This is a genomic window from Streptomyces venetus (genome assembly GCF_039540295.1).
Taxonomy (GTDB): domain Bacteria; phylum Actinomycetota; class Actinomycetes; order Streptomycetales; family Streptomycetaceae; genus Streptomyces; species Streptomyces venetus.
The window spans coordinates 161878-176118 of record NZ_BAABET010000013.1 but is presented as its reverse complement, the minus strand read 5'-3'; the positions used below and the strand labels follow the sequence as shown (position 1 = coordinate 176118).

Below are 14241 nucleotides of genomic sequence, written 5' to 3'. Positions count from 1 at the left end.
CGGGGGCTCATAGGGAAAGGACCCGTGAGCCCGGGCTCACGACAGCGGCACCGTCGACCCCCTGATCACCACCCGGCAGGGCAGCATCTGCACGCCCGAACGACGCGTGCCGGAGATCGCCGTGAACAAGGCGTGCGCGGCTGCTCGCCCGACCTGTTCGAGATTCATGTCGACACTGGTCAGCGACGGCCGGGACGCCGACGTCAGGACCCGCCAGTTGTCGAAGCCCATCACCGCCACGTCCTCCGGCACCCGGTGGCCCCGCTCGCGCAGCACGTCCATGACACCCCGGGCGACTGAACTACCGCGCCCTCCCTCTTTGTGGTGTGGATCACGGCGGGTGGATTGAGTCGGGCACCGGGGGCGGTTCCGTACCGTCACGTGACGTGTGGGAGCCGGACTGCGAGGATGAGGCGCCATGACCGCTGGGGGGTGTTCCCGCACGCTCAGGGCCGCCGTCTTCGCGGCGGTCTGCGTGCTGCTCGCCTCCCTGGGCCACGTCATGATGTCGGCAACCGCGGTGCCTTGGTGGGCGATGGCGGTCGGGGCAACAGCGACCGGCGGCACGGCCTGGCGGCTGGCCGGCCGGGAGCGCGGTCCGGCCCTGGTCGGCTCCGTCGCGGTCGCCACCCAGGCCCTGCTCCACGCGTTCTTCTCACTCGTCCAGTCGGTGGCCCCTCCGGCCATGGGCCACCCGACCGGCCACGGCCCGGGGATCGCCCACCCCATGGGGCCGATGGACCACACGGGAGCCGCCCATGCGCCGGATCACGGCGTGGGCGGTGTGTCCTCCTCCGGCATGCTCGCCGCGCACCTGCTGGCCGCGCTGCTGTGCGGACTGTGGCTCGCGCACGGTGAGCGCGCCGCGTTCCGCATCCTGAGGGCCCTCGCCGGATGGCTCGTGGCGCCGCTGCGCCTGCTCCTGCGACTGCCCGCACCGCCGCACCGGCCGCGCGTCCGTGCCCGGAACCGCTCCGCTCGAAAGCCCCGGCGGCTTCTCCTCTGTCACGCGATCACCTCGCGCGGTCCGCCCACGGGGACAGCTGTCGCCTGACGACAGCCGGCTTTCCCCGGGGCGCGCCCCGGGCATCGGCCGTGGCACACGCACGCCCGGCCGTACTCACGTCACCCCTTCACGGGTTCCGCCGTGCCGCTCGTCGCCGGGCAGGCCGGCGCCCCCGCAGACCATGCATGACAGAGAGCTGGAGCACACACCGTGACCAGGAAGACCTGCACCACCGCCGTCGCGCTCAGCGCGCTCGCCTGCGCCATCACCGTCGCCACCGCGGGTCCGGCCGCGGCCCACGCCGAGGTGGAGGCGGAGGGCGCCCGCGCCCTCGACAAGAACGTCTCGCTGACCTTCTCCGCGGAGTCGGAGTCCGCCTCGGCGGGCATCAGCAAGCTGGAGGTGGTCCTGCCCGAGGGCATCACCCCGCAGGACATCACCTACGAAAAGGGCCCCGAGGGCTGGAAGTTCGCCCCCACGGGACGCGGCTACACGGTGTCCGGGCCGAAACTCGCCGTGGGCGAGGACGCCGAGTACGTCGTGACCGTACGGCAGTTGCCCGACGCGAAGGAGCTGGTCTTCAAGACCCTGCAGAGCTACAGCGACGGCAAGATCGACCGCTGGATCCAGCTGGAGGAGGAAGCCGAGGGCGACGGCCACGGGCACGGGCATCCCGCACCCCGGCTGAAGCTGAAGGCCGCCGCTCCCGGCGCCGAGTTCGTGAGCCCCGCCCCGGAGGAGGAACCGACGACTCCCGCTCCGTCGACGGGGACCGCCTCGGACGAGCCGGGCCCCGCGTCGTCCGCGCGGCCGGTGGCTGACGACACGAAGGACGACGACGGCATGTCCTCGTCCGTGCTGCTGGGCATCGGCCCTGCCGTCCTCGTCCTCGGTGGTGCCGCCGGCGCCTGGTGGCTGAAGAAGCGCCGCAACCGATCCGCCTGACGCAGGCAATCCGGTGGGGCACTGACACGTGCCCCACCCCCGAGCGCTGCGAAATCGCCAAATCCGGACCGGAAGTCGTCTGGACCACTTCCCGAGTCTTGAACGCGCCAGTCCGCGTCTGCTTGTGTTGCGGACCACTGGCCGCCGACCGGCGGCCTTTGGGGGGAACGGATTCCGTGCTGGTCCTGCCGCCCGCCCGGATCCCGTCTCACCACTGAGCAGGCGGACCGGGCGGGCCCGGTCCCACACCGGTCACACCCTTCATGCAGACCCTGGGGAAGGTGCATGAGGTACTTCCGTCTGCTCGTCCTGGGCAACGGCATCTCGGCGTACGGCAGTTATCTGAACATGGTGGCGCTGAACGTCTTCGTCTACGACGCCACCGGCAGCGCGCTGGCGGCCGGCCTCTTCATGGCCGTCCGCCTGGCGACGAACGTCGTGTCGGGCTGGGTGAGCGGGCGCCTCGTCTCGCTCTACGACCGCAAGCGCCTGATGGTCGGCGCCGACCTGTGCCAGGCCGTGGCACTGCTGACCTTGCTGCTCGCTCCCGACGGCATGCGTGTCGGCCTGCTGTACGCCCTGGCCGTGGTCACGGGCGGCTGCTCGACGCTCTCCCAGGTGGCCCTGCGCAGCAGCATCCCCGAGATCGTCGGCGCCGAGCACCGGGTCAGGGCCAACGCCCTGCTGGTGACCGGACGTTCACTCGCCATGATCGCCGGCTTCGCCTCCTCGGGACTGGTGGTGGCGCAGCTCGGCTACTCCGCGGCCTTCGCGCTGGACGCCGCGACGTTCCTGGTCTCCGCGACGGTGCTGTTCCTGCTTCCCGTCCGTACCAGGGCGGGCGCCGACGCCACGGGCGGCGGCTCCGCGAAGGCCTCGGGCACCGGGCGCCTGACGGCCCGCGTACTGCTGGGCACGGCACCGCTGCTGATGGCGATGATCGTCATCAGGGCGGTCGACGGGCTGGGTTCCTCGTCCCACAACGTCGCCCTCCCCCTCTACTCCAGCAGCCTCGACCCCGACCATCCGGCCACGTTCATCAGCCAGTTCTGGGCCACCTGGGCCATCGGCAACATCGTCGCCCAGCAGGTGATCGGCCGGGCCACCAAGAAGTCCGGGCGGACACCGGGGGAGCGGGCCTTCGCGCTCGGTGCCTGTGTGATGTCGGCCGGGTTCATCGCGGTCTTCAGCGGGCTGCCCACCGTCCCCGCCGTCATCGCCGCCCTCGTCGCCGGAGCCGCCGACGGATTCACCGAGATCGTGTACGTGTCGAGGCTGCAGACCGCCCCCGACGAGCAGCGCGGCCGCCTCTTCGGGCTCTCCGCATCGGCCGAGAACACCGGCTTCGGCCTCGGCATGCTGGTGAGTGGGGCTCTCCTGGAGACCTACTCACCGCTCCAGGTGGTGGCCGCCTTCCACGGCCTCGCCATCGCCCTGTGCGCTGCCCTGCTCCTGCTGCTGGTCAGCCGGGGCAGGACCGGACCGGCCCAGCCCGCGGAGGAACCGGCCGGCCGTGACGAACCGACGGTGACGGAGGGACGCGGCTGATGAACACCACCGAGCCGGACCCGCGAATGGCCGTCATCGGCATGGCCTTCCGGCTGCCCGGCGCCGACACCCCCGAGGACCTCTGGCGGATCGTCCGGGACGGCACCGACGTCATCACCCGCTTCACCGCCGAGGAGTTGGCCGCCGCCGGAGTTCCCGCCGAGGAGTACGGGGCGGAGGACTTCGTAGGCGCCTCCGGGGTGCTGGACGACATCGCCGGCTTCGACGCCCAGCACTTCGCGATCAGCGCCCGCGAGGCCCGGCTGACCGACCCGCAGCACCGCATGTTCCTGGAATGCGCCCAGCACGCCCTGGAGAACGCCGGTTACCCGGGCGAACGGGACGGCACCCGCGTCGGCGTCTTCGCCAGCACCGGATACCACCTGTACACCTTCCAGCACTACCTCCTCAACAACGTCCTGCCCAGCCAGTCCGTCTCCGACTGGACGGCGGGCATGCAGATCACGGTCGGCAACCACGCCGACTTCACGGCCACCCGTGTCGCCTACCGGCTCGGCCTGACCGGCCCCGCCGTCAACCTCCAAGCGGGCTGCTCCAGTTCCCTCGTCGGCGTGCAGTCGGCCGCACAGTCGCTGCTCATGGGCGACTGCGACATCGCCCTGGTCGGCGCCACCGCCGTCCACGTGCCGCAGGTCCTGGGCTACCGGCACGTCAAGGGCTCGATCCTCTCCAGGTCCGGGCGCCTGCGGGCCTTCGACGCCGGCGCCGACGGCACCGTGGGAGGCACGGGCGTCCTGGCCGTCGTACTGAAACGGCTGGCCCGGGCCGTCGCCGACGGCGACACCGTGCACGGCGTCGTCCGGGGATGGGGCATCACCAACGACGGTGCCGGCAAGACCGCCTTCACCGCCCCGAGCGCCCAGGGCCAGTACGCGGCCATCCGCCAGGCCCTGCGACGCGCCCGCGTCGGCGCGGACACCATCGGCTACCTGGAGACCCACGGCACCGGCACGCTCAAGGGCGACCCGATCGAGTTCGACGGCGCCTCCCGCGCCTACCGCGAGGACACAGATCGCGACGGCTACTGCGCCCTCGGCTCGACGAAGGCCAACATCGGCCACCTCGACGCCGCCTCCGGGCTCGCCGGCCTCGTCAAGACCCTGCTCGTCCTGCGGCACGGCGTCATCCCGCCGATGGCGAACTTCAGCGCACCCAACCCGCTCCTCGACCTCGACCACAGCCCCTTCTACATCCCCAGGACCGCGCGGCCCTGGCCCGCGAGCGACGAGCCCCGCCGAGCCGGCCTCACCTCGCTCGGCGTCGGGGGCACCAACGTCCACCTGATCCTGGAGGAGGCCCCCGAACCGGCGCCGAGGACCGGCGCGGCCTCCCCTCCGGACGTGCTGCTGATCTCGGGCAGCAGCCCGCAGGCCCTCGTCGACAACGCCGGTGCCTTCCGCGACCGGTTACGCCGGCCTCCCGCACCGCACCCGGCGGACCTCGTCACCACCGCGGCCCTCGGTCGCGCCCACGGCCGTCACCGGCTCGCCGTCCGCGGCTCCACCCCGGAGGCTCTCGCCGACGCCCTCGACACCTGGCTCGCCGGGACCGCCGGGGCGACGGCGACCACGGGGACGGGCCCCGGGGAAGGCGCCCCGCGTGTGGTGTTCCAGTTCACCGGACAGGGCAGCCAGTACCCCGGCACGGCCGCCGCGCTCTACGCGCGTTTCCCCGCCGTACGCGAGGTGCTCGACGCCTGCGAGCACCACTACCGCGGCCGCACCGGTGACTCGCTGCTTCCGGTACTGCGCGGGGCGGCCTCACCGGACGGGCCGGGGGAGAAACCGCCGGAGGACGGACCGGACACGGACCTCGCCCAGCCCGCGCTGTTCGCCCTTCAGTGCGCACTCGTCCGGCTGTGGCGCGAAGCCGGTGTCGAACCGACCGCCGTCACCGGGCACAGCGTCGGCGAGTACGCCGCGCTGTACGCGGCCGGAGCCCTGTCGCTCGAGGACGGTGTGCGTCTCACCGCCGAGCGCGGACGGCTGATGCAGCAGCGGTGCGCGCCGGGCGCGATGGTGGCCGCGCCGCTCGACCGGGCCGCCGCCCTCGCGCTGGCCGCCGAGGTGCCCGGGCTGGAGGCGGCCGTGACCAACGGGGACCGCGCCCAGGTCCTCGCCGGGCCCGTCGCCGCCGTGGACCGGGCGTGCGCGCTGCTGGACGACCGCGGCACCCCGGGGCAGCGGCTGCCCGTGACCCGCGCCTTCCACACCGCCCTGATGGAACCCGTGTTGGAGGAGTTCCGGAAGGTCCTGGACGACGTGGAGTTCCGGCCCGTGCGGGTCCCGTTCGTCAGCGCACTGGACGGAGTGACCCGCCCGCCCGGCTGGGTCCCGGACCCCGACCACCTCCTACGGCACACCCGCGAGCCCGTGCGCTACGACGAGGCGCTGCGCGCCGTCGCGGCGCAGCAGCCCGACATACTCCTCGAGATCGGGCCGCACACCACCCTGAGCGGACTGGCCCGCCGGGCGCTGCCCGGCGTGAGGGCTTTGCCGTCCCTGCGGCGCGGCACCGGGCTCGGCGCCCTCTGGGGCGCGGCCGCAGGGCTGCACTGCGCCGGAGCGGACGTCGGCTGGGACGTACTCCTCGCCGGCAGCGGAGGAAGGCGCGTCCCGCTGCCCGGATACCGGTTCCAGCACCAGGACCACTGGACGGGGCCCCGGTTGACGCCCCTGAGCACGAGATCAGCAGCGAGAAAGGGAACAGAAGTGGCGCAGCAAGAGGCAGCGGTCGCACGCGTACTCCACAGCATCGTCGAAGCGACCGCCCGGCACCTCGGTGAAAATCCGTCCGCGACCGCCGCGGACGCGTCCTTCTTCGACCTCGGCGCCGACTCGTTGCAGATGATCAGTGTGCTGCGGGAGCTGGAGCAGGAGCATCAGGTCAAGGTGACGATGCGGCAGCTGTTCGAGGAGACGGGCACGCCGCGCAGGCTCGCCGAATTCATCGCCGCGCGGATGCCGGAGCCGCCCTCGCAAGCCATGGCGCAGGCGCCCGCGGCCACCGAACCCGAGCCTGAGCCCACCATGACCGCGCCCGCATCCCCGCCCGCGCCCACGCGCCTGCCCGAGCCCGCGCCTCTACCCGTGCCCGCTCCCGAGCCCGTCCCCGCCACCGTCTCCACCCCCGAGTACGCGACCCGCGAGGAACTGGAGGACCTCGCGCACAAGATCCACCAGTTGTCCCAGATACAGCTTCAGATGATGTCCCAGCTCTCCCAGTTGCTCGCCCTCCAGACCGCCACGGCGACGGACCGGCTCAACGGCGCGGTGGCCAAGTGACCCGCCTGAGCGGCATATCCGCCGCCCTGGACCAGGACCTGGCGGCGATGGCCGAACTCTCCCTGCGCATCACCGAGCAGATGAACGCCGGCACCGGCACGCCCGCTCCGGAGCCGGCGCGCGTGCACGGCCCCAGGGTGACGGTCGCCCGGAGCTCCGGCATGGTGCGGGACGCCTCGCCGCCCTCCCAGCAGACCCACCTGGACGACCTCGTCCGCCGCTACACCGCCAGAACCCCGACCTCCAAACGGATCGCCCAGCGCTACCGCCGCGTCCTCGCCGACAGCCGCGCCGTCGTCGGCTTCCGCAGCGGCACCAAGGAGATGATGTACCCGATCGCGGGCCGCCGCGCGAGCGGGGCCCGGCTGGAGGACGTCGACGGCAACGAGTACGTCGACATCACCATGGGCTTCGGCGTCCTCCTCTTCGGTCACGAGCCGGACTTCGTCACCGAGGCCGTGCGCGAGCACCTGTCCCGCGGCATCCAGCTCGGTCCCCGCGCCATCGAGACCGGCGAGGCGGCGGAACTCCTCGCCGAACTCACCGGCTTCGAGCGGGTGGCCTTCGCCAACTCCGGTACGGAGGCGAACTCCGCGGCCATCCGCCTCGCCCGGGCCGCCACCGGCCGCGACAAGATCGTCACCTTCCTGGGCGCCTACCACGGCCACGCCGACAACGTCCTCGGCCGGGCCTCGGGCGGCGGCGCCTCGGCCGGCGGCACGGAGCAGACCACTGTGCCCGTCTCCCGAGGCATCCCGCAGGCCGCCGTCTCCGATCTGCTGGTGCTCGACTACGGCAGCGACACCGCCCTGGAGACGATCGCCCGGCACGCCGACGACATCGCCGCGGTCGTCGTGGAGCCCGTGCAGAGCAGACACCCCTCGCTCCGGCCGGCCGAGTTCGTCCGCAAGCTCCGGGAGCTGACCCGCCGCCACGGCATCGTCCTGCTCTTCGACGAGATGCTGACCGGCTTCCGCCCGGCCCCGCGCGGCGCGCAGGAACTGTACGGCGTCACCCCCGACCTGGCCACCTACGGCAAGCTGCTCGGCGGTGGCTTCCCCATCGGCGCCATCGCCGGCCGTGCCGACATCATGGACGGCGTCGACGGCGGCTACTGGTCGTACGGGGACGACAGCTACCCGCCCTCCGACACCACCTTTTTCGGCGGCACCTACATCCAGCACCCCGTGTCGATGGTCGCCGCCCGCGCCGTACTGACCCACCTCAAGGAGCACAGCCCGCGCCTCCAGGAGCGCCTCAACGCGCGTACCGCCGAACTGGCCGGGACGCTCAACGGCTTCTTCGAGGCCGAGGAGTACCCGCTTCGGATGACCCACTTCGGCTCCCAGTTCCGCTTCGAGCACCGCGCCGACATGGAGCTGCTCTACCACCACCTGATGTTGCGCGGCGTGCACGTCTGGGAGTGGCGCAACTTCTTCCTCTCCACGGCCCACTCGGACGGTGACATCGAGTTCGTCGCCGACGCCGTGCGGGACTCGCTGCGCGAGCTGCGGTCGGCGGGCTTCTTCCCGGGCACGCGGCCCGTCGCACCGAAGACGGCTTCGGCGAAACCGGCTCCGGCCGCGTCCGTGCCCCCGCAGCCGGCACCGCCGGCACCCGCACCGTCCCCGGTGGCCGCCATGGCCTGGAACGCCGCGGCAGTCACCGCATCCCGCACGGCACCCGGGGAGGAAGCCGCCCCGCGCACGCCCGACTTCAGCGTCTACTTCTTCGGCGACTACCCCCAGGGCACCCCGGCACCTCGCCAGGGCCGGTACGAACTCCTCATGGAGGTCGGCCGCTTCGCCGACCTGCACGGTTTCCATGCCCTGTGGATGCCGGAGCGCCACTTCCACTCCTTCGGCGGCCTCTTCCCCAACCCGGCCGTGCTCGCGGCCGCGCTGTCCCGTGAGACCGAGCGCATCCGCCTCAACGCCGGCTCCGTAGTGCTGCCCCTGCACGACCCGATCCGGGTCGCCGAGGAGTGGTCGATGGTCGACAACCTCTCGGGCGGGCGCGTCGGCATCGGCGTCGCCAGTGGCTGGAGCTCCAAGGACTTCGCCTTCTTCCCCGACCGGTTCGGGCGGCACAAGGAGCTGATGTACGAACAGCTCGAAGAGGTACGGAAGTTCTGGCGTGGTGACACGGTGCGCCGCACCACGGGTGACGGCGACGCCGACCTGCGGCTCTTCCCACGGCCGGTGCAGGACGCTCCGCCCATGTACACCGCGGTCGTCGGCAACCCCGCCTCGTACGAACTGGCGGCCCGCCACGACCTGGGCATCGTCACCAACCTGATGACCCAGACCGTCGAACAGCTCCGGGAGAACATCGCCCGTTACCGCAGCACCCGGGCCCGTCACGGTCTGGACCCGGACACCGGCCGGGTGGCCGTCCTGCTGCACACCTACCTCGCCGAGGCCCACGACACCGCGCGGGCGGAGGCGTTCGAACCGCTGTCCCGCTACATGCGCGCATCCCTGTCCCTGTTCAGCGGCGTCACCAACAGCCTCGGGCACAGCGTCGATCTGGCCGCCCTGAGCGAGGACGACCTGGAGACGGTGTTCCGCCGCGCCTACGGCCGCTACTGCGACCAGCGCGCCCTGATCGGGACGGCGGACAGCGTCCGCCCGGTGGTGGACGCGGTGACGGCGGCGGGAGCGGACGAGATCGTGGCGCTCGTCGACTTCGGTGTCGCGGCGGACGAGCTGCGCGCGGGCCTCCCACGCCTCGACACGCTGCGCCGCCACTACGGCCGCCCGGCCCCTGCCGCCCCGGCATCCGTGTCCACGAGCCCGGCGGGCCCACCAGCCGAACCCGCCGTCGTCGACGCCCCCTTGTCGCCCGGCCAGGAACGGATCTGGTTCCTCGAGCAGTTGCTCCCGGGCCGCACCGCCTACAACGAGATCAAGGCGATCCGCCTCGACGGCCCCCTGGACGTGACCGCTCTGCGCGCGGCGCTGCGCGGGCTCGTCGCCCGGCACGAGGGCCTGCGGACGGTCTTCCGGGAGGTGGCAGGCGGGCCCCGGCAGGTGGTGCGGGCCTCCGCCGAGCCCGACTTCGAGCTCGTGGACGCCACCGGCAGCCCCCGGGCCGCCCTGCGGGACGTCCTGTCGGCCGAGAGCGCACGCCGCTTCGACCTGGCGGACGGGCCGTTGTTCGTCACCCGCCTGGTCAGGTGCGCCGAGACGGAGCACGTCCTCGTCCTGTCCCTCCACCACATCGTGGTCGACGCGGCCTCCGCCACCGTCCTCGCCCGCGACCTGTCAGCCCTCTACCGGGCCGAACGCGACGGCACCACCCCCCAACTCCCGGCCCTCACCTGGAGCTACGCCGACCACGCCAGGGAACAGGCCGCGAACGCCTCTTGGACCGACGAGGACCTCGACTACTGGCGCCGTACCCTCGGCGGCGAGCTGCCCGTCCTCGCGCTGCCCACCGACCGGACGCGCCCCGCGGTGATGACCTCCCACGGCCGGGCGGTCTTCCACACCCTCGATCCGGAACTCTCCCAGCGCCTGCGCGAGATGAGCCGCACCCGCCGCAGCACCCTGTTCATGACCCTGCTCGCCGGCTACGCGGCGATGCTGCACCGCGTCACCGGGCAGACCGACATCGTCGTCGGCACCCCGATCTCGGACCGTCCCGAACGCGCCGAGCACCTGCTCGGCTTCTTCGTGAACACCCTCGCCCTGCGCCTCGACCTGTCCGGCGACCCCGCGTTCACCGCGCTGCTGGAGCGGGTGCGCACGGTCGCCCTCGACGCGTACGACCACGCCCATGTGCCCTTCGAGACGGTGGTCCGCGCGCTCGCCCCGGCCAGGGCGGTCGACCGGACACCGGTGTTCCAGGCCTTCGCCGAGTTCCAGCGAGCCGAACCGTTCCGCTTCGACCTGCCCGGCATCGAGGCCACACCGCTGGACACCGGCCCGGACAAGTCCCTCACGGACCTCACCATCTACTTCACCGACCAGCCGCAGGGCATCCGCTGCCATCTGGAGTACAACACCGACCTGTTCGACCAGCACACCGTCGACCGGTTCTTCGCCGGCTTCCGGGACCTGCTCACGGCCGCGGCCGACACACCCGAGGCGCCCCTGTCACGACTCGCGCCAGCGGTCGCCGAGACGGCGGCCGAGGGCGACCCCGTACCGCGGACCTGGCAGCAGGGCCCTTCCCGTCCGACCGCGGACAGCACCGTCCACGCCCTCTTCGCCCGGCAGGCAGCCGCACGGCCGGACAGCACGGCGGTGATCAGCGGCGACAGCCGACTGACGTACCGCGAACTGGACGAGCGGGCCGAGCAGTTGGCCGCCGCCCTGCGGGAGCAGCACACCGAGGGCGGCGACGAGGCGGTGGCCCTGTGGCTGCCGCGCTCCGCCGACCTGGTCGTCGCCATGCTCGCCGTCCTCAGGACGGGCCGTGCCTACGTCCCGCTCGATCCCGTCCTCGGCCGGGCGCGTGCCGAGCAGGTCATCGCCGAGTGCGGGGCCCGGACCCTGGTGTCGAGCCACGAGGAGGCGGCCGCCCTGAAGCTGCCCGGCCACGTGATCGTCGTCCCGCCCGACGCCACCGCACCACGCCGGCACGGAGCCGGGCCCGCCTCCGGCGCCCAGTCCCCGTGCTGTGCCCTCTACACCTCGGGCAGCACCGGCGTCCCCAAGGGTGTCGTGGTGGCGCACCGCGGCGTCGTCGACCTGTGCGAATGGCAGCACCGGCGCTTCGCCTTCACCCCCGCCGACCGCAGCGCCGTCGTGTGCAGCCAGAGCTTCGACGCCTCACTCCTGGAGATCTGGCCGGCCCTGACGGCGGGCGCGTCGGTCGCGATCGCCGACGAGGAACTGCGCCGGGATCCGCGGGCCCTGGCCCGGTGGTACGCCGAGCACGACGTCACCTTCTCGATCCTGCCCACCGCCCTGGGCGGACAAGTACTCCGCCTGCCCCCGGCCGACCAGCCGCCGCTGCGCCACCTGCTGCTCGGCGGCGACGTGCTGCGCACCCGGCCGAGGCCCGAGGCGCCGTACGAGACGGTGAACGTGTACGGACCCACCGAGGTCACCGTGCTGTGCACCACGCACACCGTCCTGCCGGGCGAGGACCCCGCCCGGGCGATCGCGATCGGTCGTCCGGTCGACAACGTGAGGCTGAGCGTGCTCGACGCGTCCGGCGCCCCGGTGCCGGTCGGCACCGTGGGGGAGCTGTACGTCGGCGGCCCCGGCGTGGCACTGGGCTATCTGCACCGCCCGGAACTCGCGCAAGAGCGCTTCCTGCCGGACCCGGACGGTGGCCCGGACGCCCACCGGTACCGCACGGGTGACCTGGTCCGCTGGAACGACGACGGGACACTGGAGTTCCGGGGACGGGCCGACGACCAGGTGAAGATCCGCGGCTTCCGGGTCGAACCGGAGGAGGTCTCCCAGGTGCTCAACTCCCTGGACGGGGTGCGTGAGGCGGCCGTGCCGGCCCGCCGCAACGACCGTGGCGAGGCGTACCTCGCGGCCTACGCCGTCCCGGCCGACCCGATCGGCCCGGGTGCCGACGACCGGCAGGCGTTCGCCGACCTGATGGCCGAGGAACTGGCCGCCCGGCTTCCGGAGTACCTGGTGCCACGCGCCTGGCGGATCCTGCCCGCCCTTCCCACGACGGAGAACGGCAAGCTGGACCGAGCAGCGCTGCCCGCACCCGACCTCGTGACGACGCCGCGGCGGCACGGCCAGGACGCCACCGGCGGCCGTGAGCCCACTGCCGGTCACCACACGGACATCGAACGGCGCGTGCGGAAACTCTGGGCCGCCGAGTTCGGTGTCGACGCCGACGGCATCGCGGCCGACGCCTCCTTCTTCGACCTGGGCGGCCACTCGATCACCGCGATGCGGCTGGTCAACCAGGTCCGGGAGGAGTTCGGCACCGAGTACCCGATGCTGAGCTTCTACCAGGATCCGACGCTGCGGGCCATGACGGCCCGACTGGCCTCCTCGGCGAGCGAGACGGAGCCGGTCCCCGCACCTGAGACGAAGCCGGTCCCCGCACCTGAGGCCGGCGACGGACCCGGCACGACGGAACGCCGGGCGCCCGCCACCGCGCAGCAGTCCCGGTTCGCGGCGGTACACGCCGACCACCCCCTCCCACAGGTCTTCAACGTCGCGCTGCGGATCACCCTCTCCGGCCACCTGGACGTATCGGCCCTGCGCACCGCCCTGACCCGGCTGGCCGAGCGGCACGAGGGGCTGCGGACCCGCCTGGCCCGCAGTGGGGACGGCTGGGAGCAGCAGGTCCTGAGGCCCGGGCCGGTGGAGTTGCCGGTCGAGGACCTCACCGCGCGGCCCCCGCACGAGCGGCGGACAGCCCTGGAACGGGCCGGCGCGGAGGCCACCGAGACACCGATCGACCCCACGCGCGGGACACCGCTGGCCGTGCGCCTCCTGCGCACCGGCGAGAGCACCTGGGTCCTGCTCCTGGTCCTGCACCACTCCGCGTGTGACGGCTGGTCGGTCAGCCTGCTCCTGAAGGAGCTGGCCGCGCTCTACGGCTCCGCCCTGCGGGGCACGCCGCACGGTCTTCCGCCCGTACGGTGCCAGCCCGTGGAGTACGCCCATTGGCAGCGGGACCAGGCGGACACGGCGGCCGACGAGGGCAAGCTGCGGTTCTGGCTGCGCGAGCTCGACGGCGTGCCGTTCACCGTCGGCCTGCCCCTGGACCGGCCCCGGCCCGAGAAGCCGAGCGGCCGGGGCGGTTCCGTGATGTTCTCCGTGCCGGCCGACGTGCGGGCCGCGGTGGAACGCCTGGCGAGGCAGCGGGGCACGACGCCGTTCGTGATCACGGCGGCAGCCCTCGGCCGGATGCTCGCGCAGAAGTCCGGGCAGGCCGACGTCATGTTCAACATCTCCTACGCCAACCGTGAGCGTCGTGCGTTCGAGTCCCTGCTGGCCTGCACGATCACCGGCTTCGCCCTGCCGGTGCGCGACGGGGCGGAAGGCTCGTTCAGCGCCCTGACGGACCGGATCGCCCGTACGGCGGTGGAGTGCATGGACCGGGCCCTGCCGGTGCGCGTGATCGCCCCGGCGCTGCGGGAGCGCACGGGTGTCGAGGTGCCGGACCGGCTGGACGTCGGCTTCGCGTACCAGAGCTCTCTGGACGCCGAGGTCGAACTGCCCGGGCTGACCACGGCGATAGAAGATCTGGCCCCCGCCGCGTCCCGCACGGAACTCACCTTCGGACTGGTCCCGGCCGGGGACGAACTGCGGGGCTTCGTGGAGTACTCGGCCGACCTCTGGGACCAGGCCACGGTCGAGGGCTGGACCCGGGACTACGTGGGTCTCCTGCGTGACGAGGTCCGCGGGGCCCTCGACAGCTGACGCCGGGGGCGGCACGCATCGGTGCCGCCCCCCTCATTGACAGGTCCGTACCAACACGCCACGCTGAGAGCGCTCTCAGAGC

At 72.8% G+C, this 14241-nt stretch carries 6 protein-coding genes; 5 read left to right on the top strand and 1 reads right to left on the bottom strand.

Annotated elements, in window-relative coordinates; translation table 11 throughout:
• Positions 1-36: 36 nt before the first annotated feature.
• Entirely contained in the window at positions 37-420 is a 384-nt protein-coding gene (locus ABEA82_RS34295; RefSeq protein ID WP_345665643.1) for a substrate-binding domain-containing protein, read from the bottom strand.
• On the opposite strand from ABEA82_RS34295, the gene ABEA82_RS34290 reads away from it, so the two are divergent.
• From ABEA82_RS34290 to ABEA82_RS34270, 5 genes are all read left to right on the top strand, one after another.
• Positions 419-1054, top strand: coding sequence for a hypothetical protein (locus ABEA82_RS34290; protein ID WP_345665642.1), 636 nt, complete (start codon positions 419-421; stop codon positions 1052-1054). The genes ABEA82_RS34295 and ABEA82_RS34290 overlap by 2 nt on opposite strands.
• A 162-nt stretch (positions 1055-1216) precedes the next feature.
• Positions 1217-1951 carry a DUF1775 domain-containing protein gene (locus ABEA82_RS34285; protein WP_345665641.1) on the top strand — a complete coding sequence of 245 codons (735 nt, stop codon included), beginning with the start codon at positions 1217-1219 and terminating at the stop codon, positions 1949-1951.
• Positions 1952-2236: 285 nt separating this feature from the next.
• Complete coding sequence (locus ABEA82_RS34280) at positions 2237-3499, top strand: MFS transporter (protein WP_345665640.1); 1263 nt, start codon at positions 2237-2239, stop codon at positions 3497-3499.
• Positions 3499-6804, top strand: coding sequence for a type I polyketide synthase (locus ABEA82_RS34275; protein WP_345665639.1), 3306 nt, complete (start codon positions 3499-3501; stop codon positions 6802-6804). Before ABEA82_RS34280 ends, ABEA82_RS34275 begins: the two co-directional genes overlap by 1 nt.
• A complete protein-coding gene (locus ABEA82_RS34270) occupies positions 6801-14159 on the top strand; it encodes a MupA/Atu3671 family FMN-dependent luciferase-like monooxygenase (RefSeq protein WP_345665638.1) in 7359 nt (2452 codons plus the stop codon). The genes ABEA82_RS34275 and ABEA82_RS34270 overlap by 4 nt, the downstream gene beginning before the upstream one ends.
• Positions 14160-14241 lie beyond the last annotated feature (82 nt).

Excerpts from the sequence above, each read along its gene's own strand:
- ABEA82_RS34275 (WP_345665639.1), top strand. The coding sequence starts at position 3,499 with ATGAACACCACCGAGCCGGACCCGCGAATGGCCGTCATCGGCATGGCC.
- ABEA82_RS34290 (WP_345665642.1), top strand. The coding sequence starts at position 419 with ATGACCGCTGGGGGGTGTTCCCGCACGCTCAGGGCCGCCGTCTTCGCG.
- ABEA82_RS34295 (WP_345665643.1), bottom strand. The coding sequence starts at position 420 with ATGGCGCCTCATCCTCGCAGTCCGGCTCCCACACGTCACGTGACGGTA.
- ABEA82_RS34280 (WP_345665640.1), top strand. The coding sequence starts at position 2,237 with ATGAGGTACTTCCGTCTGCTCGTCCTGGGCAACGGCATCTCGGCGTAC.